The following is a 19,934-nucleotide window of genomic DNA, read 5'->3' on the forward strand; positions in this document are numbered from 1 at the left end:
GTGCTGCCATGAGGGCCATTGTGCAACGGGCGTCCCAGAACTTACATGATGGCGTTGAGCCACTGCTCCTTCGTCGCCTTCTCGGCTTCGAGGCTGGCCTTCTTCTTCGGGTCGCTCTCCTTGGCGATGCGCTCGTCGAGCTCGTCGAGCTGGGCCTTGAGCTGGCCTTCGAAGCTGGACTTGCGGGCGTCGGCCTCAGGGTCGGCCTGCTTCCACGCGGCGTCTTCGACGGCCTTGATCTGCTTGTCCACGTCGTCGAGGCGGCCTTCGATGCGGCGCATGTCCTCGCGCGGCACATAGCCGATCTGGTCCCATGCCTCCTGGATCTCGGCGAGCTGCTGGCGGGCCTTCTTGGCCTGCGCGGCGTCCTTGACCGGCACGAGCGCCTCGGCCTTGACGAGCAGCTCCTCCTTCTTGGCCAGGTTCTCCTTTTCGGCGGTGTTCATCTGGTCGCGGTCTGCCTGGCGTGCGTTGAAGAACGTGTCGGCCGCCTCGCGGAACTGCGCCCACAGCGTGTCATCCTCGCTGCGGCCTGCGCGGCCCGCCTGCTTCCAGCGGTCCATCAGCTCGTTGAAGCGGCGCGAGGTCTGCGCCCATGCCGTCGACTCCTTGAGCTCGTTGGCTTCGGCGATGATCTCTTCCTTGACCTTCTTGGCCTGGCTGCGCTCGTTGTCACGCGCCTGGGCCCACTTGCGGCGTGCCTGGTTGAACGTGGTGCGCGCCGCGGAGAAACGCTTCCACAGCGCATCGGCGTCGGCCTTGTCGATGCGGATTGTGGTGCGCTGGTGGTTCTGCCACTGTTCGAACAGCGAACGGAACTTGTCGGCGGTCGAACGCCAGTTCGTGTTGTCGCCCAGATTGGCGGCGAGCTGCTCGGCCTTCTCCACGATCTTCGTGCGCTCGGCCACGGCCTTGGCCATCGCTTCCTTGCGGGCCTGCACGATGCTTTCCTTCTTGGCCTGGGCTTCGGTCTTGAGTTCGTCGAGCTGGGTGTGCAGCGCGGCGATGTCGCCCACCACATCCGGGTTCTCGGTTTCCGCGGTGAGCGTCTTCAGCGTCTCATCGATCTCGCGCGGCTTGATCGAGTTCGACTTCAGGCGCGTGGCGAACAGGTCCAGCTTCGCCTTGAGGTCGAGGTAACGGCGAGCATACAGTGCGAGCGCCTCGTCGTGCGAGGCGTCCGGGTACTGGCCCACTTCACGCTCGGTGTCGCCTTCCTTGACATACACCACGCCGTTGTCGTCCACGCGGCCGAAGCTTTCGGCCTTGGCGATGTCCGCCTGGGCGAATCCGCTCGACTTCGCGACCGGCGTATGCGTTGCGGTCTTGGCCAATGCAGCCGGTGAAGGAGCATGCGCATGGACCGCTGCAGGCGTTGGCGCGGCCTGGGCAGCCGTCTGCGCGGCAGGCTGGTCCGGCCGCTGGGTCGTGGTATCGGTGGTCTGGGATTCGGTCACATTGTTGTCGGCCATAGTCAGCTCCTTAAGGCTTGGTGGTGCGGCGGGCTGCCGGCGCGGGCCGGCGCTCTCCCTAGACCAGTGTAGGCAATCCCGTCGATAGTTTTTTCCGCGACACCGCTTATTATGGTGAGACGTGGCAAAAGGTGCATCAATTTCAGGTTTTCCAGAGTGGCTCCCCGCGGAACGCGTGGTGGAGCAGCGTGTCATCGACACGCTTCGTTCGGTCTTCGAACTCAATGGGTTTGTGGGTATAGAGACCCGCGCCATCGAGCCCGGCTCGAGCTTGCTGAAGAAAGGCGAGACGAGCAAGGAGATCTATCTGCTGTCGCGGTTGCAGGAGGTGGGGCATGAGTCCGAGACGCCGGTCGAGCGCAGGCTCGGCCTGCATTTCGACCTGACCGTGCCGCTGAGCCGCTATGTGGTGGAGCATTCCGGCGAACTGCCGTTCCCGTTCAAGCGCTGGCAGATCCAGAAGGTGTGGCGTGGCGAACGGCCGCAGGAAGGCCGTTTCCGTGAATTCGTGCAGGCCGACATCGACGTGGTGGGCGAAGGCACGCTGCCTGAGCACTACGAGGTCGAACTGCCGCTCGTCATGGTGGGCGCGCTCGAGGAACTGCGCCAGTACGGGCTTCCCAAGGCCACTGTGCACGCCAACAACCGCAAGCTTTCCGAAGGCTTCTACCGGGGCCTGGGCCTGACCGACATCGAAGGCGTGCTGCGCGAGATCGACAAGCTCGACAAGGTGGGCGCCGACGAGGTCGTGCGTCTGCTCGTCACCACGTGCGGCGCGAGCGAGGATCAGGCGCGTGCGTGCCTCGAGCTCGCCGGCATCACGGCGGCCGACGGCGGCGAGCTCATCGACCGGTTCAATGGCCTGTGCGAGATCCACCACATCGACATGGACGGCGAGGACTACGCGATGGCCAAGGAAGGCCTCGACACCTTGACGATGATCGTCGACGAGGCGGCGCATATCCGCCCCGGCTCGGTCATCGCCGACCTCAAGATCGCGCGCGGCCTCGATTACTACACGGGCTCCGTGTATGAGACGTTCCTTGACGGCGCGGATTCGCTCGGCTCGATCTGCTCGGGCGGCCGCTACGACAACCTCGCGTCGCAGGGCAACCGCACATACCCGGGCGTGGGCCTGTCCATCGGCCTGTCGCGCCTCGTGTCGTACATGTTGCACAGCGCAGGCGCCACCGCGAGCCGCGTCTCGCCTGCCTGCGTGCTCGTGGCCGTGTGGAACGAAGAGAACCGTGGGGATTCGAACGCGATCGCCCGTGCGCTGCGTGCGCGTGGCATCGCCGCCGACGTGGCGCCGACCGCCGCCAAACTGGGCAAGCAGATCAAGTATGCCGACAAGCTCGGCATCCCGTATGTGTGGTTCCCGAACGAGGACCCCACGAACGACGGCCCGGACGAGGTCAAGAACATCGTCACGGGCGAGCAGGTGGGCGCCGACGCGCAGTCGTGGGAGCCCGATACTGTGTATGCCCAGCAAACGGTGGCCGTGGCCGGTTCGGCGCGATCCTGACAGCAGGGGCGCCGGTGACTGGTTCGCCGCGTTCCCAACCAATACGACCAATCCAATACGGAATAACAGAATCAGGAATAGAGGAAGTATGAGCCAGACGGCTTATCGCACACACCATGCCACCGACGTGACGGAAGCCCTTGTCGGCGAGCACGTCACCCTCGCCGGATGGGTGGACCGTCGCCGTGACCACGGTGGCGTGGCGTTCATCGACCTGCGAGACAACACCGGTTTGGTGCAGGTGGTCATCAATGATGAGGAGATGGCCCGCCCGCTGCGCAGCGAGTATGTGATCCAGGTGGAGGGCACGGTCCGTCTGCGCCCGGAAGGCAACGAGAACACGCATCTGGCCACCGGCAAGGTCGAGGTCGTGGCGGAGCACATCGAAGTGCTCGCCAAGTCCGACGCACTGCCGTTCCAGGTGTCCACGGCCCTCGAGAACGAGTCCGAGACGAAGCTGCCGGGTGAGGATGTGCGCCTCAAGTACCGTTACCTCGACCTGCGCCGCCCGGCGATGAGCCGCAACATCACGCTGCGTTCCGACATGATGCGCGCCGCGCGCACCGAACTCGACAAGCTCGGGTTCACCGAGGTCGAAACCCCCACGATGATCAAGTCCACGCCGGAAGGCGCGCGCGATTTCGTGGTGCCTGCGCGTCTCGTTCCGGGTTCGTGGTATGCCCTGCCGCAGTCGCCGCAGCTGCTCAAGCAGCTGCTCATGGTGGCCGGCGTGGAGCGCTACTACCAGTTCGCGCGCTGCTACCGTGACGAGGACTTCCGCGCCGACCGCCAGCCTGAGTTCACGCAGCTCGACATGGAGATGGCGTTCGTGGACCAGGAAGACGTGATGGCCATGGCCGAGCAGGTCATCGCCGCGATCTGGAAGGCCGACGGCTATGAGGTCTCGCTGCCGATCCAGCGCATCACATGGCAGGACGCCATGGACAAGTACGGTTCCGACAAGCCCGACCTGCGGTTCGGCAACGAGCTTGTGGAACTCACCGACTACTTCAAGGACACGCCGTTCCGCGTGTTCCAAGCGCCGTACGTGGGCGCGGTGCTGTTCAAGGGCGGCGCCGACACGCCTCGCCGCCAGTTCGACGCATGGCAGGATTGGGCCAAGCAGCGCGGCGCCAAGGGCCTTGCGTATGTGGTCTTCGCCGAGGGCGGGGAGCTCAAGGGCCCTGTGGCCAAGAACCTTTCGGAAGCGGAGCGTGCCGGCCTCATGGAGGCTGTGGGCGCCGAGGAAGGCGACGCCGTGTTCTTCGCGGCGGGCGCCCGTGAATCGTCGCAGTTGCTGCTCGGCGCCGTGCGCGTCGAGCTCGCCGAGCGCGCCGGCCTGCTCAAGCCGGACGACTTCGCGTTCACGTGGGTCGTGGACTTCCCGCTGTTCAAGCGCACCGACGACCCGGATGACGACGACGTGGCCGTCGGCCATTCCAAGTGGACGTCGATGCACCATCCATTCACGATGCCGTCGAAGGATTGGATCGACACGTTCGACGAGGATCCCGAGCACGCGATGAGCGATTCCTACGACATCGTGTGCAACGGCAACGAGATGGGCGGCGGCTCGGTGCGTATCCACCGCGACGACATCCAGGACCGTGTGCTCAAGGTGCTCGGCATCACGCCTGAAGAGGCCAATGACAAGTTCGGCTTCCTGCTCGAGGCGTTCAAGTACGGTGCGCCGCCGCACGCGGGCATCGCGCTGGGCTGGGACCGCACGGTGGCGCTGCTCGCCGGCGCCGATTCGATCCGCGACGTGATCGCCTTCCCGAAGGCCGGCGGCGGCCGCGACCCGCTCACCGGGGCGCCGGCGCCGATCAGCGACGAACAGCGCGCCGAGACCGGCGTGGATTACGATCCGGACGACGAGGACTGATCGCCGCTGACTGAACATTGTGGGAGGGCCCCATCACGCAGATGCGTGATGGGGCCCTCCCACAATGTTCAGGGCCGCTGTGAGCTGAGAGCTTGAATCCGTGCGGGGCCCCGAGGGGCGTCGTTACGATGGGACTGGTTTTGCAGGCAGTCGAGGAGGCAGTATGGCACAGGTCGTCAGCGAAGATTTCACCGTGGCGCGTGACGGACTCACGTTGCAAGGTCATGTGGAGTATCCGCAGGGCTCCACGCATGACCGCGTGGTGATCTGCATGCACGGGTTCCTGCGCGACATGGGTGTCAAGCCAGGCGACCTCTATCAGGACATCAGCGATGCCCTCACCGCGCATGGCATGACATGCGTGCGATTCGACTTCAACGGCCGCGGCCGCAGCGAAGGCGCGTTCGAGGATTCCGATGTATTCAACCAGATCGAAGACGCCATCGCGGTCCTGAACCATGTGCGCGACGCCTACGACCCGCTGGAGATATCGCTGCTCGGCCATTCGCAGGGCGGTGTGGTGGCCGGCATGACCGCCGGCATGTTCTCCGACGTCATCCACACGCTCGTCATGCTCGCGCCGGCCGCGTCGCTCAAAGACGACGCGCTGCGCGGCGAACTGCTCGGCACACCGTTCGACGTGAACCGCGTGCCACGGCGGATCACGCTCGCCGGAGGCCAGACAATCGCCGGCAAATCCGTGCGCATCGCCCAGATGCTGCCGATCTACGAGACGACCGCGATGTTCCACGGCCCGGCGCTCGTGATCCAAGGCAAGGACGACGCCGTGATCGGGCCGCACGTCGCTGCCAACTACAGCGAGGCGATGCCGAACTGCGAGGCGAGCCTCTACACCGACTTGGGCCACACGTTCACCGGCGAGGACCGCGTGACGGCGCTCACCGAGGCCACGCAGTTCCTGGTGAACGAAGAAGAGGCGGTCTGAGCGCGCGTCGAGGGGGCAAGGCGCGACAAAAATTAGTGGTGAGCGAACAAAGCGGATTTGTGCGCCGCCTGTTACATGCGCGCCATACACTATGCCTCTATGACAATACTCAATGAAACACAACAGAACGCTGCCCGGGAAGACGACGGCAAGTACCTCGTCGAACTCGAGCACGTCGAAAAGCACTATGGCAACCTGCATGTGCTGCGCGACATCAACCTCAAAGTCAAGAAGGGCGAGGTCCTCGTGATCGTCGGCCCCTCGGGGTCCGGCAAATCCACGATGTGCCGCACCATCAACCGCCTCGAGACGATCGATTCGGGCGTCATCCGCATCGACGGCCAGCCGTTGCCGCAGGAAGGCAAGGCCCTGGCGCAGCTGCGCGCCGAAGTGGGCATGGTCTTCCAGTCCTTCAACCTCTTCGCCAACAAGACGATCCTCGAGAACGTGACGCTCGCGCCGATCAAGGTGCGCCATATGGACAAGACCCAGGCCGAGCGCGAAGCGATGGACCTGCTGGCCCGTGTGGGCGTCGATTCGCAGGCCAACAAGATGCCGTCGCAGCTTTCGGGCGGCCAGCAGCAGCGCGTCGCGATCGCACGTGCGCTCGCCATGCACCCCAAGGTCATGCTGTTCGACGAGCCCACTTCGGCGCTCGACCCTGAAATGGTCAACGAGGTGCTCGACGTGATGGTGGAGCTCGCGCACGAGGGCATGACCATGTTGTGCGTGACGCACGAGATGGGCTTTGCGCGCAAGGCCGCCGACAAGATCATCTTCATGGCCGACGGCCAGATCCTGGAACGCGGCACACCCGACGAGTTCTTCGAGCATCCGCAGACGGCACGAGCCCAGGAGTTCCTGTCGAAGATTCTCACGCACTGACCGCTCGACCGGTCAGCCTGAAGGAAGATGGAAGACACATGGTAAGAACAACAACATTGCGCCGCGTATGCCGCGGGGTGGTCGCGGCGTTGTGCGCAACGGCCTGTGTGGCGTCCGTGGCCGCCTGCGGCTCGGCGTCGGGCAGCAGTGACCACACGATCAAGGTCGGCATCAAATTCGACCAGCCGGGCCTTGGATTCAAGAAATCCGGCACCTATGAGGGCTTCGATGTGGATGTGGCGCGTTACATCGCGAACCAGCTCGGCTACACCGACGCCGAAATCGAGTTCAAGGAGGCGCCGAGCAAGCAGCGTGAGGCCATGCTGCAGAACGGTGACGTCGACATGATCCTCGCGTCGTACTCGATCACCGACGAACGCAAGAAGGCCGTGGACTTCGCGGGCCCGTATTTCGTGGCCGGCCAGGACCTGCTCATCCGGTCCAACGAAAAGGGCATCACCGGCCCGCAGGACCTCAACGGCAAGCGCCTGTGCTCGGTGACCGGCTCCACTTCGGCCAAAGTGGTCAAGGAGAAGTTCGCCAAGGAAGTGCAGCTGATGGAGCAGCCGGGCTATGCCGAATGCGCCACCGCGTTGCTTTCGGGCATCGTGGACGCCGTGACGACCGACGACATCATCCTCGCCGGTCTGGCCGCGGCCTCGCGCGGCAAGCTCAAGGTGGTCGGCAAGCCGTTCACGCAGGAATACTACGGCGTCGGCATCAAGAAGGACGCCGACAGCAAGGAATTCGCCACGAAGATCAACGACGCGATCGAAGAGATGATCAAGACAGGCGAATGGGAACGCGCGATCGAGACGAACACGAAGGGCACCGGATACAGGCCGGACCCGAAGTACAACCCGCCGACACCGGACGAAGGGGAGTGATCACATGGACGGATTCCTGTCACTGTTCCAGTCGTACAATGTGCCGGCCGCGTTCCTCGTCAACCTCGAACTGACGTTCTGGTCGGCGATCTTCTCGGCCATCCTGGGCATCATCCTCGTGGTGATGCGCATCTCGCCGATCTCGTCGATGCGCCGCGTGGCCGCCGGCTACGTGGAGCTGTTCAAGAACATGCCGCTGACGATCATCATGGTGTTCATGGTGCTCGGCGTGTTCGCCCAGCTCAAGATCAGCTTCTCGGACAATTTCGACACGAACTTCTTCTGGCTTGCCGTGGTGGGCCTGAGCCTGTACACGGCGGCGTTCGTGTGCGAGTCGCTGCGTTCGGGCATCAACACCGTGCCGCTCGGCCAGGCCGAGGCGGCCCGTGCGATGGGACTCAACTTCATGCAGTCCGCCACGCTGATCATCATGCCACAGGCGTTGCGCGGCTCGGTCGCCCCGTTGGGCAACACGCTGATCGCGTTGCTCAAGAACTCGACCGTCGCCGCGGCGGCCTCGGTGGCCACTGAAACGTCGTCGCTGATGAGCGAGATGATCGAGTTCCGCCCCGACGTGATCGTGCAGATCTTCCTCATCTTCGCGTTCGGCTACGTGATCCTGATCATCCCGATCGGCGTGCTGACCACATTCCTGTCCAACAAGCTCGCGGTACGGAGGTGACCCATGGCTGCATCCAATGAAAGCGCGCTGCTCTTCGACCAGCCCGGCCCGCGCATGCGCAAACGCATCCGCGTCATCAACTGGATCGCCGCGATCGTGTTCTTCGCGGTGCTCGTGCTCATTCTGGTCCGTCTGTACAATCCACCGGACGGCGAGAACCAGCTCAGCTGGGAGCTGTGGAAGCCGGCGCTTGACGGCGAGGCCTGGAGCGATTTCTATCTGCCCGGCCTGTGGGCCACTCTGCGCGCCACGTTCCTCGCGGTCATCGGCGCCGTCGTGTTCGGCCTGCTGTTCGGCATCGGCCGACTCATCCCCAATGTGGTCCTGCGTACTGTGTGCGCGGTCGTCATCGAGTTCTGCCGCGCCGTGCCGGTGCTGATCATGATGATCTTCTTCTGGCGTGCGTTCGCGTTCCTCGACCTGCCGAGCCCGGCGTATTGGTCCGTGGTGATTTCGCTTGTGCTCTACAACGGCTCCGTGGTCGCCGAGCTCGTGCGCTCCGGCGTCGGCAACCTGCCCAACGGCCAGCATGAGGCGGCTGTGGCGCTCGGCCTGACGCGCACGCAGTCGCTCATGAGCGTCGAGGTGCCGCAGGCGATCTATGCTATGCTGCCGGCCGCCGTGACGCAGCTCGTCGTGGTGCTCAAGGACACGGCGCTCGGCTCGATCATCATGTACACCGACCTGCTGCAGGAATCGCGCCGACTTGGCTCGATGTACTTCGACATCCTGCAGACGCTCGTGGTGGCCGCGGTGATCTACTTCATCGTCTGCTGGCTGCTCTCGCGCCTGGCCGAATGGCTGCCGTCGCACATGCAGAAGCGCACGCTCGCCCCAACGGAGGCGGAGCCGGTCGCGCCTATCGCGATCATGGACCCGTCGAACGCCAACCAGATCGCCGTGGCGCGCGAGGAACGCCCGTTCGGTGGCGCGCAGCGCACCTACCACGTGCATCACCGTGGCTCGAACGCCTCGATCCACAACTGGCGCCGCACCCGCTACGCGCAGGGATTCGACGAGACCCAGCCGGAAAGCCAGATCCAAGTGCACCACAGGGGATCGGGGCACACCGATCAGGATGCCGGGCACTCCCGCTTCCCGTACCCGCGCAAGGGGAAGGGCAAGCGCAAGTAGCCCACACGCCCGCATGGCATATATTGGTCGAGGCCGTCTCCTGTGTCGCGGGAGACGGCCTCGACCGTTGGGTCCGGCCGCGTGCGAGCCATGAGCAGGACTACACTGGTGCCATGGCGAAAGACAAACGAAGCAAGGCGATCAGAAAGACGATCCGCAAGGCCCAGGACAGCACGAGCGCGGCCAACCGCAGCACGCAGGTCGCCGAGCGTCTGGCCTTGGCGGCCAAATCCAGTGAGATGCTCAGCTCGGTGTGGACGCTGCCGCCCGCGCAGTTGCTGCGTTTCCACAGCGGCATGCGCCTGACGGAACTCGATGCCGGGGCCACGCCGGGGTTCGAGGGGGACCAGGACGACGGCGAACGCTTCAACCAGCTCAGCGCCGGCGAAATCGCACGCTACCAGCGGTTGATGTACGCCAATGGGGTGCGTGGCGACCACCGGCGGCTGCTGATCATCCTGCAAGGCATGGACGCCTCAGGCAAAGGCGGCATCGTACGCCATGTGTTCAGCCAAGTGGATCCGATGGGCATCCACTACCACGGGTTCGGCGCCCCGGACGCCGAGGAGCAGAAGCACCATTACCTGTGGCGCATCCGCCGTGAACTGCCGTCGCACGGGTGGATCTCGATCTTCGACCGCTCGCAGTACGAAGACATCGTGATGCCGCACGTCTACGGCACATTCCCCGAGGAGGTGTGGCAGGCCCGCTACGCGGAGGTCAACGAATTCGAACGCAACCTCGTGGCGAGCGGCTGCTCGATCATCAAGATCTTCCTCGTCTCGAGCAAAGAGGAGCAGCGCCGGCATTTCATCGACCGGCTCGACGACCCGCGCAAATACTGGAAGTTCGATGCGAGCGACCTTGACGCGCGCGACCGGTGGGGCGACTACATGCAGGCGTGGCAGGACGTGTTCGAACGCACGAGCACACCGTACGCGCCATGGTTCCTTGTGCCGGCTGACAAACGATGGTATTCGCGCATCGTCGTCTCCGAACTGCTGCGCACCACGATGAAGAACATGAACATGACGTGGCCCGCGCTCGATGTGGACCGCGCCGAGACGCTGCGTCGGCTCGAATCGGCCTGACCTCACGCCGATTCGAGCATGTTGCGCACCGCGTAGTCCAGGAAGACCACTTCGCCGCGCTCCTGCGAGGCGTCCAAGTCGATGACGCCGGTGATGGCCCAATTGTGGTCGCCATCGGAATCGTCGAGCACCTGACGCACGGTCCACGTGTGCTCGTCTTTCTCATGCCGGTCGTCAATCGTCACGAACTCGCCGCTGCGCGCTTTCATGTCGGTGTTGACGTATTCGTGGTCGTCGTAGAAGGCGTCGAGCGTGTCCTCCCATTCGTGCACGCCGTAATGCCATTCCTTGTCGAGCTCGCCAAGCTCGTCGGGCTTGTCGAGGTCGATGAGCTGCACACGGCGGAACAGCGCGTTGCGTACGAGCACGGTGAACCCGCGGCGGTCCTCGATCACGGCTTCGGCGCCCGCCGGCGCCGCGAGCGTGGCCGCCTCGGCGCTCGCCTCGAGCGCGCCGGCGTTCTCCCATTCGTCGACGAGGCTCGAATCGATCGAGCGCACGACCACGCGCAGCCATGCGATGATGTCGTCGAGCCGGTCGTCGCGTTTTTCCGGCGGCACCGTACGGGCGAGCACCCGGTAGGCGTCCGAAAGATAGCGCAGCAATGTGCCCTCGGAGCGGGCGATGTTGTAGCGGGCGATGTAGCTCGTGAAGTCCGAGGCGGTCTCGACCATGTCGCGCACCACGGATTTGGGGCTCAGCCAGTAGTCGTTGGCCCACGGCACATCGTGGCGGTATTCGTCGAACGCGGCGTCGAGCATGTCGGCCAACGGCTTGGGGTAGGTGATCTCCTGCAACCGTTCCATGCGCTCGTCATAGTCCACGCCATCGGCCTTCATCTCCGCCATGGCGGCGTCACGCGCCTGGCGCTCCTGCGCGCGCAGCACCTGTTTGGGGTCTTCGAGCGTGCTTTCGACCATCGAGATGACGTCGAGCGCATAGGTCTCGCTTTCCGGGTCGAGCAGTTCCAACGCCGCGAGCAGGAACGGGCTCAACGGCTGGTCGAGCGCGAAATCGCTCGGCAGGTCCACGGTGGTCATATAGTCCTTGGAGCCGTCCGGGTTCTCCACGACCTCGATCACGTCGGTGTCGAACAGCGTCTGGAAGATCTCATCGGCGCGGGTGTGCAGCTTGTCTTTCTGCTCCTCGGTCTGTTGGGAGTCGTCGATGAGCCGCGCCACGCGCGCCCGCGCGTCACCGCCCTGCGCCACCTCGTTGAGCACCATCGAATGCGTCACCTTCATATGCGGCACCAAGGTCTCAGGGGCGGCGTCGATGAGTTTGTCGAACGTCGTCTCGTTCCAGGTTACAAACCCTTCGGGCGCCTTCTTGCGCTTGATCTTGCGTAACTTCTTCGGGTCGTCGCCGGCCTTGGCCACCGCCTTCGCGTTCTCGATCTCGTATTCGGGCGCTTCGGCGATCACAAGGCCCTCGGTGTCGAATCCCATGCGCCCGGCACGCCCGGCGATCTGGTGGAATTCGCGGGCGCGCAGCTTGCGCATGCGCGTGCCGTCGAATTTGGTGAGCTGGGTGAGCACGACCGAATGGATCGGCACATTGATGCCGACGCCAAGGGTGTCGGTGCCGCAGATCACCGGCAGCAGGCCCTGCTGCGCGAGTTGTTCGACGAGACGGCGGTAGCGCGGCAGCATGCCGGCGTGATGGATTCCCACGCCGTTGCGCAGCAGGCGTTGCAGGATCTTGCCGAATGCGGTGGTGAACCGTGTGCCGGCGATCGCGTCGGCGATCGCCTTGCGTTGCTCCTTGCTTGACACGCCCGCACTCGCGAGCGACTGTGCGGTGTCGAGCGCGGCGTCCTGCGAGAAATGGACCACATAGATTGGCGTCTCGCCGTTGGCGAACGCGTGTTCCACCGTGCGTTCGAGCGGCTGGAGCGTGTATTCGTAGGTCAGTGGCACCGGGCGCGGCGCATCGGCGATGATGTCGACGTCGGCGTCCGTCATGCGCTCGAGTTTGCGTGCGATCGCGTCCACATCGCCGAGTGTGGCGCTCATGAGCAAAAACTGGGTCTGGGGCAGGGTGAGCAGCGGCACCTGCCATGCCCAGCCGCGCTCGGGGTCGCCGTAGAAATGGAATTCGTCCATCGCCACACAGCCGATGTCCGCGTGTGTCCCCTCACGCAGGGCCTGGTTCGCCAGGATTTCGGCGGTGCAGCAGATGATCGGCGCGTCCGGGTTGATGTGCGAGTCGCCGGTGATCATGCCCACATTGTCGCGGCCGAACACCTCGACGAGGTCGAAGAACTTCTCGGAGACGAGGGCCTTGATCGGTGCGGTGTAATAGGAGCGCCGCGATGTGCACAGCGCGGCGAAATGCATGCCGAGGGCTACAAGCGATTTGCCTGAGCCGGTGGGGGTGTTGAGGATCACATGGTCGCCGGCGAGCAGGTCCATGATCGCCTCTTCCTGATGCGGCCACGGGTCGATGCCTTTCGTGTCGCGCACCCACGCGAAGAAGCGCTCATAGATCGCGTCGCCGCCCAGCACCTCATCGCTGCCCCATGCCGGGGCCAGGCGCCCCAGCGAACCGTACATCGTCTCGTCATCTGCCATGGTCTCCAGTGTAATCAGAGGCGTGCGCGCATACGCCCACCGCGTGTCGAACATTTGTTCGATTGTGTGCCGGGCGCTACACTTGGCCCCATGACCGAAGATTTGTTTTCCGCGACAGAGGCCGGCGGCGACGTGGTGCGCCCGCTGGCCGTGCGCATGCGCCCCGACACGCTCGACGACGTGATCGGGCAGTCCCGCGTGCTGCGTCCGGGCTCCCCGCTGCGCCGGCTGGCGGACCCGGCGTCGACCGGCTCGCTCACCGCCCCCAGCTCGGTCATCCTCTTCGGACCCCCTGGGGTGGGCAAGACGACGCTCGCGTACATTGTGGCCCACCAATCCGGGCGTGCGTTCGAGGAGCTGTCCGCTGTCACGTCGGGTGTCAAAGACGTGCGCGAGGTGCTTGCGCGCGCCCATGAACGCCTTGTCTCACAGGGCCGCGAGACGGTGCTGTTCATCGACGAGGTGCACCGGTTCTCGAAATCGCAGCAGGACGCATTGCTGCCGAGCGTGGAGAACCGTGACGTCACCTTCATCGCCGCCACCACGGAGAACCCGAGTTTCTCGGTGATCAAACCGCTGCTGAGCCGGTCGGTCGTCGTCAAGCTCGAATCGCTCACCGACGCCGAACTGCGCGAGGTCCTCACCCGGGCCGTACCCGACCCCCGGGGGCTCAACGGCACCGTGCGGCTTGACGGGGATGCGCTCGACGACATCGTGCGCATGGCCGGCGGCGACGCGCGCAAGTCGTTGACGATCCTCGAAGCGGCCGCCGGCGCGCTCGGTGGTGGCGACGGGCGTGTGATCACCGCCCGGACCGTGGCCCAGGTCATGGACGTGGCGACCGTGCGGTACGACAAAGACGGCGACGACCACTACGACGTGATCTCGGCCTTCATCAAATCGATGCGGGGATCCGACGTGGACGCCACGCTCCACTATCTCGCCCGCATGCTGAGGGCGGGTGAGGACCCCCGATTCATCGCCCGGCGCATCATGATCGCCGCATCCGAGGAAGTGGGCATGGCGGCGCCGCAGGTGCTGCAGGTCACGGTCGCCGCAGCCCAGGCGGTGGCGATGATCGGCATGCCCGAAGCACGCATCATCCTTTCGGAAGCGGCAATCGCCGTGGCCACCGCGCCCAAGTCGAACGCGAGCTACATGGCGATCAACGAGGCGCTCGCGGACGTCGATGCCGGCAGGATCGGCCAGGTGCCGTTGCATCTGCGCAATGCGCCCACGGCGTTGATGAAGAGCTGGGGCAACCACGAAGGGTACCAGTACGCCCATGACGCCCCCGGTGCGGTGGCACCGCAGCAATACATGCCCGACGAATTGGTTGGGCGGGAATACTACCATCCCAATGGGCGCGGGTACGAACGCGAAGTGGGGCAGCGGCTGGAAGGCATCCGCCGCATCCTGCATGAAGCGGATCCGCCAGCCGAACACGAACCGTAGTGGCCGCACCATAGGCGGCGAAGAAAGGAGCTCATGCGTGAACGGGCAACAGCCTCAAGGGACACAGGTGCATCGGAATGGGGAAGCGGTGGCCACCGCCCCTGAGCGCATCCCCAAACGCCTCATCGGATCGATCGTATCGGTGGGGTCGCTCGCCTTCATCGGCATCCTCACCGAAACGGTCATGACGGTGCTGTTCCCTGAGCTCATGGCTGAATTCCACGTGGACACGGCCACCGTGCAGTGGATCACCACCATCTACCTGCTCGTGGTGGGGGTGACGATGCCGATTTCGTCATATCTCAACCGCCGGTTCACCATGAAGTCCACCTTCATCGCGGCGGTCATCCTCGCCGTGCTCGGATCATGCCTCATGATCGTGGGGCATTCGTTCCCGGTGATCCTGTGCGCCCGCGTGGTCCAAGGCGTTGGTTCCGGCATCGCCACACCGTTGATGATCAACATCATCCTCGAGCAGTCCCCGCACTCGAAGGTCGGTCGCCTGATGGGCGTCGGCTCGCTCGTCATCACCGTGGCCCCCGCAATCGGGCCGACCGTCGGCGGTGCCGTGGCGAGCGTGCTGCCGTGGCGCAGCATCTTCGTGATTGTCATCCCCGTCGTGCTGCTCGTGTCGCTGCCCATCGGACTGATCTGCATCCATCAGACACGCCCCACGCAGCCCACGAAGCTCAATCCACTCCAATTCGCCGCGATTGTGATCGGGCTTTCGGGCCTCATCCTTGCGCTCAACCAGACCGGTGTCGCCGTCAGCACGGCGGTCGCGGGCGGTGCGTGGGAATCCGCCGCCGTCATCGCGGCGGTGAGCCTCGTGGCCGGCGTGGGCGCGCTCGTGTTCTTCGCCTGGTCGTCGCGCCGCTCCTTCTCGCCGCTCATCCGCTTGGGCTGGCTGCGTGACCCGGTCGTGCTGCTGCATCTGCTGCCGTACACGATGCTGCCGATGGTGGGCATCGGATTCGGCTACGTGATCACGAACCTCGCCCAGCTTTCGCTGCACACCACCGCGCTTGTGGCGGGCATGCTTGTCTTGCCCGGCGCCCTCATCGGCGCGTTCTTCGCCCCGGTGGGCGGCATGCTGTACGACAAGCATGGCCCCACACGGCCGATCCTCATCGCGTTCGCATGCTGCATCGTGGCGATCGCGCTCATGCTCGTGTTCTCGATGCGTCTGACGCCGGTGCTGCTCGCGTTGTTCTACTTCGTGTTCGGTGTAGGGTATGCGCTTGGCTTCTCGAACATCATGACGGACGCGATCAACGGCATCCACCGCGAGTTCACACCGGACGGCAATGCCGTGTTCAATACGGCGCTCCAGTTCGGCGGCGCCGCGGGCACCACGCTGTTCTCGACCGTGTTCGCCATCGCGCAGGCCGGCGCCGGCGCCGAGCACAGTCCGGCGTTCGCCCATGCGACCGCGGTCGGTGGCGCATGGACGTTCGCGGCCATGCTCACCATCGTCTGCGTGGCATGGGTCTGCCTCTTCGCGGCGTTCCGCATGTCCGCGCGCCGGGCCGTATGCGCCTGAAACACGGCCCGCATATGGTTCGGGTCCCACACCATCATGATGGTGTGGGACCCGAACCATATGCGTCGGCCGCCGTTATGCGCGCGTCACTTCTTGCGCGGCACGTAGATCACGGTGTCGATGAGCTTGCGGTAGTGGTCCACGATCTGCGCGCGGCGCGACTTGAGGCTCGCCGTGAGCATGCCGTTCGCCTGGGTGAACTCGTCGGGCAGGATCTCGAACTTGCGGATCGACTCCGCGCGGGAGACGCCCTCGTTCGCCTTGTTGACGATGCGTTCGACCTCGGCGTGCACGATCGGGTTCTTCGAGAGTTCCTCGAGCGAGTCCGCGGTCGCGGCGCCCTGCGAGGCGAGCCACGCGTTGGCGTCGTCCAGGTCGAGCGTGATGAGCGCCGCGATGAACGGCTTGCGGTCGCCGATCACGAGGCACTGCGCCACGACGGGCGACGTCATGACGGTCGTCTCGAGCTGGCCGGGGGAGACGTTCTTGCCGCCGGCGGTGATGATGAGGTCCTTCTTGCGGCCGGTGAGGGTGATGAAGCCCTCGTCGTCCACGTCACCAAGGTCGCCGGTATGCAGCCAGCCGTCCACGATCTGCTGGTTGGTGACCTCGGGTTGGTTGTGGTAGCCCATGCATACGCTGTCGCCCTTGAAGCACAGTTCGCCGTCTTCGGCGATGCCGACCGTCGTGCCGCACAGCGGCTGTCCGATCGTGCCGATGTGGTTGTTTTCCGGCAGGCTCACGCACACCGGTCCGCTCGTTTCGGTCATGCCATAGCCTTCGAGCAGCGGCATGCCGATGCCGTTGTAGAAATGCGCGAGGTCGGGGTCCATCGGCGCGCCGCCGGTGATGGCGAAGTCGGCGTTCGGGCCGAACACGGTGCGGATCTTGCTGTACACGACCTTGTCGTAGAACGCGTGGCGCATCTTCACCGACATGGGCATCTTCTCGCCGGACTGCTCGTACTTCGACCATTCCTGTGCGGCGGCCACGCCACGCAGGAACATCTTGCCGGCGAAGCCGCTGCCCGCGCGCTGCGACGCCGCGTTGTACACCTTTTCGAACACGCGCGGCACGGCGAGCAGCAGGGTGGGACCGAATTCCTCGAAGTCCTTGATAATCGTCTTCATGTTGCTCGACAGGCCGAGCGTGAGGGTGCCGGCGAACGCCACCGTGGCCATGAAGCGCGCGAAGACGTGGCTCAACGGCAGGAAGAGCAGCAGTCGGCGGTCCGGGATGTCGATCGCGCGTGGCATGTACTGCAACGCGTGCATGCATTCGGCGGCCATGTTGCGGTGGCTGATCTCGACGCCCTTCGGGGTGCCGGTCGAGCCGGACGTGTAGATGATCGTGGCAAGCGTGTCGCCGTGTGCGGCGTTCTTGCGCTTGGTGAACTCCTCGTCGTTCACATGCGCGCCGAACGCGATGATCGCGTCCACCGCGTCGGAGTCGATGACGAACGACGCGCGCACGGACGGCGATTCGTTCGACACCGATTCCACCTTGTCGCGCTGCGTGTCGTCCTCCGCGAACACGAGCACCACTTCGGCGTCGTTGAACACGGTGTGCATCTGCGCGGCGGAATTGGTCTCATACACGGGGATCGTCACACAGCCGATCGCCATGATCGCCATGTCGAGGGCCACCCATTCCCAACGGGTGTGCGCGATGATCGCGATGGATTCGCCGGGGCGTGCGCCCCAGCCGATCAGGCCCTTGGCGATCGCGATGACCTTGTCGCGGAACTCCACCGCCGTGAACGATTGCCAGACGCCGTCGGCGTCCTTGTACCCGACCATCGAACCGTCGGGGTTGCGCTCGGCGCGCCCCTGAAGAAAGTCGAACAGGTTGATGTCCGGGTCGATTGGCTTGTGCAGTGGGGTTTCATACTGCTTGACGATGCCGGCGTTGCGCGTGCCGTCTTCGGCGCGGGCCGGCGTGCCCTGTGTGGAACGGTCTTCACTCATATCTATACGAATTACACGATTGGCGCTACAACACGCCGGGCTGCGCCGACATGACCGCAGGCATTGCGCTGACGACGTTCGGTCTGGTTACGCTTACGTAGGCGTATCGAGTGTTTTGCTCACAACGAACATAGGCGTATACTGAAATTAGTTACGGGAGCATTCGTGTGACTGAAATGTAGTGAAGTTCGCTTGCAGTGAACACAGGGAGCTGCAGCGGCGCAGAATTCGGGGTTGGCAGAGATAATGAAATCTTCGCCATGACCGAACAGTCTGACAAGGAGGCGCCCGGTGGTCAGGAGGCAATGCGTGTGCGGTGGACCGCTCAAAGGGCTGCGCCACACAGGTCCCGAGATGTTCGGTTTCATTCCATCGTCGTCGTTGGCGCATTATAACTACGATTGCGGTTTTGAAATGGGGGTCACGCTGCCTGGGGGGCGCGTGCTCGAGCAATGCCCGAACTGCGGCGCGCTGGTGCTGTGCGAATACCCGACACCTGACGGGTCGCTGCGCGGGGACGACCCGCTCATCACCTACGGCCCCGGCACCGTGTATGAGCAGTGCGACATCGACGCCGTGCCGGTGACCTACCGGTCGTTCCGTGCGCTCATGTCGTCCGGCGTGACCGGCGGCATCATGTACTCGGGGGCGTTCCGCACCAACCTCGCCGAGGTGTTCGGCACGACCGAAGACAAGCTGCCCAGCTGGAAGGTCGTCAAGGACGCGGTGCGCGACCCGATGCACAACACGATGGACGAATGGTGGTATGCGTCGATCGGCCGCAATTTCATTGTGTTGTACGAAAACTCGAAGGTGCTGCTGCCGGTGAGCGCATGGCACCGCATCCCCGGCACGGAGATCAAGAACGCGAACATCGTGCGCATCAACGAGCTGAACACCGACCCACTGCGTGTGCACGCGCTCGACACCGTCGAAATGACGATATCCGAACAGGCGCTCGACATTCCCGACGACCGCCGGCGCGCGCTCGCGCTCGGCAACAGCGCACGTGCACGCATGCTCGAGGGTGCGATCCACGTGGGCCGCGAATTGCGCGACCTGCCGCAATGGGCGTCGCCCGAGTCGCTCGAGCGCGGCGCCGCGCTGATTCGCGACGGCCATGTGGACAGCCTGATCGAAACGGCGTTCGGCATCCGCCACATCGAGGTGCACGACGGCGAACACACCGAACAGGTGGACATCCTGATGCGCCACGACGTGCTCGCCAAGGCCGTGTGCACGTGCGCCGATGCCCAAGCCAAGCGCATCTGCCCGCATATCGTGGCCGCCGTGCTGGAGATGGCGCGCTATTACAGCTTCCGCATCCTCATTCCGCAGGACCGCCTGCCCGAGCGTGCGCACCGCTCGTCCGATGTTGTCGCGGTGGAGGACCAAGGCGACAACTACAACCACTACGTGGATGTGGTGGCCATGGTGCGCGAGGAGCGCAACGCGCGTCCGGACTACCGCTGGCTGTCGTCGTTCATCGAACCGTTCACGATGGGTGGCGAGCCGCTCTACCATGTGGAGTTCATGGATTCCGCCGTGATGGGCCTGCCGAGCGTGGGCTATTGCGTCTACAGCAAGACGGTGCTCGGGTTCATCGACCTCGTCATCAACCGCGGCGACGAGGATTACCTGGACACCATGCGCGACTACGGGCTCGACAAAGACGTGCGCTTCGACATCCTCAACGTCGATTCGATGGACGCGCGCCTGCTGTGCGCACTGATCACGATGGCGGTGTACCGCGAACGCCGCAATGAGGGATTCCTGGCGGAATGCCTGGAAAACGGCCAACTCGTGCGCATGCTCATGCGTCTGCGCGCATTGGATGGGGAAGCGCCGCAAGGAGGCCAGTGAACCGCCGGCCACGCCAATCGGTGAAA

Annotated in this window: 14 protein-coding genes; 11 read left to right on the forward strand and 3 right to left on the reverse strand. The window is 64.5% G+C overall.

All coding sequences use genetic code 11. The annotated features are described in order from the left end of the window. Positions 1-41: 41 nt before the first annotated feature. A complete protein-coding gene (locus PG2093B_RS03655) occupies positions 42-1,472 on the reverse strand; it encodes a DUF349 domain-containing protein (protein WP_129897351.1) in 1,431 nt (476 codons plus the stop codon). 121 nt (positions 1,473-1,593) lie between these two features. Between PG2093B_RS03655 and hisS the strand changes: the two genes are divergently transcribed. The 8 genes from hisS (at position 1,594) to PG2093B_RS03695 (ending at position 10,507) form a co-directional block, all read left to right on the forward strand. Next, positions 1,594-2,997 (forward strand): histidine--tRNA ligase, encoded by a 1,404-nt coding sequence (gene hisS, locus PG2093B_RS03660; protein WP_101429454.1) that lies wholly within the window; start codon positions 1,594-1,596, stop codon positions 2,995-2,997. An 88-nt stretch (positions 2,998-3,085) separates the two neighbouring features. After that, a complete protein-coding gene (gene aspS, locus PG2093B_RS03665; protein WP_095507649.1) occupies positions 3,086-4,882 on the forward strand; it encodes an aspartate--tRNA ligase in 1,797 nt (598 codons plus the stop codon). A 163-nt stretch (positions 4,883-5,045) separates the two neighbouring features. Continuing rightward, positions 5,046-5,828: an alpha/beta hydrolase family protein gene (locus PG2093B_RS03670; protein ID WP_129897352.1), complete on the forward strand. Its 783-nt coding sequence runs from the start codon at positions 5,046-5,048 to the stop codon at positions 5,826-5,828. Between the two features lie 99 nt (positions 5,829-5,927). Next, entirely contained in the window at positions 5,928-6,713 is a 786-nt protein-coding gene (locus tag PG2093B_RS03675; RefSeq protein ID WP_129897353.1) for an amino acid ABC transporter ATP-binding protein, read from the forward strand. Positions 6,714-6,751: 38 nt separating this feature from the next. Beyond that, a complete protein-coding gene (locus PG2093B_RS03680) occupies positions 6,752-7,600 on the forward strand; it encodes a glutamate ABC transporter substrate-binding protein (protein ID WP_033488283.1) in 849 nt (282 codons plus the stop codon). A 4-nt stretch (positions 7,601-7,604) separates the two neighbouring features. Further along, positions 7,605-8,282, forward strand: coding sequence for an amino acid ABC transporter permease (locus tag PG2093B_RS03685; RefSeq protein WP_129897354.1), 678 nt, complete (start codon positions 7,605-7,607; stop codon positions 8,280-8,282). Between the two features lie 3 nt (positions 8,283-8,285). Then, positions 8,286-9,416 carry an amino acid ABC transporter permease gene (locus tag PG2093B_RS03690; RefSeq protein WP_129897355.1) on the forward strand — a complete coding sequence of 377 codons (1,131 nt, stop codon included), beginning with the start codon at positions 8,286-8,288 and terminating at the stop codon, positions 9,414-9,416. A gap of 113 nt (positions 9,417-9,529) precedes the next feature. Beyond that, positions 9,530-10,507 (forward strand): PPK2 family polyphosphate kinase, encoded by a 978-nt coding sequence (locus PG2093B_RS03695; RefSeq protein ID WP_129897356.1) that lies wholly within the window; start codon positions 9,530-9,532, stop codon positions 10,505-10,507. 2 nt (positions 10,508-10,509) lie between these two features. On the opposite strand, the gene PG2093B_RS03700 is transcribed toward PG2093B_RS03695, so the two are convergent. Then, positions 10,510-13,080: a DEAD/DEAH box helicase gene (locus tag PG2093B_RS03700; protein ID WP_129897357.1), complete on the reverse strand. Its 2,571-nt coding sequence runs from the start codon at positions 13,078-13,080 to the stop codon at positions 10,510-10,512. A 90-nt stretch (positions 13,081-13,170) separates the two neighbouring features. Between PG2093B_RS03700 and PG2093B_RS03705 the strand changes: the two genes are divergently transcribed. Both PG2093B_RS03705 and PG2093B_RS03710 read left to right on the forward strand, forming a co-directional pair. Next, a complete protein-coding gene (locus PG2093B_RS03705) occupies positions 13,171-14,535 on the forward strand; it encodes a replication-associated recombination protein A (RefSeq protein WP_129897358.1) in 1,365 nt (454 codons plus the stop codon). Further along, positions 14,501-16,078: an MFS transporter gene (locus tag PG2093B_RS03710; RefSeq protein ID WP_129897426.1), complete on the forward strand. Its 1,578-nt coding sequence runs from the start codon at positions 14,501-14,503 to the stop codon at positions 16,076-16,078. Before PG2093B_RS03705 ends, PG2093B_RS03710 begins: the two co-directional genes overlap by 35 nt. A gap of 86 nt (positions 16,079-16,164) precedes the next feature. Here PG2093B_RS03710 and PG2093B_RS03715 read toward each other — a convergent pair whose 3' ends face one another. Further along, entirely contained in the window at positions 16,165-18,045 is a 1,881-nt protein-coding gene (locus PG2093B_RS03715) for an AMP-dependent synthetase/ligase (protein ID WP_129897359.1), read from the reverse strand. A 354-nt stretch (positions 18,046-18,399) separates the two neighbouring features. On the opposite strand from PG2093B_RS03715, the gene PG2093B_RS03720 reads away from it, so the two are divergent. Then, a complete protein-coding gene (locus PG2093B_RS03720) occupies positions 18,400-19,908 on the forward strand; it encodes a DUF6508 domain-containing protein (RefSeq protein ID WP_242502810.1) in 1,509 nt (502 codons plus the stop codon). Positions 19,909-19,934: the final 26 nt, after the last annotated feature.

The organism is Bifidobacterium pseudolongum subsp. globosum (genome assembly GCF_004155535.1).
In the GTDB taxonomy this organism is placed as follows: Bacteria; Actinomycetota; Actinomycetes; order Actinomycetales; family Bifidobacteriaceae; genus Bifidobacterium; species Bifidobacterium pseudolongum_C.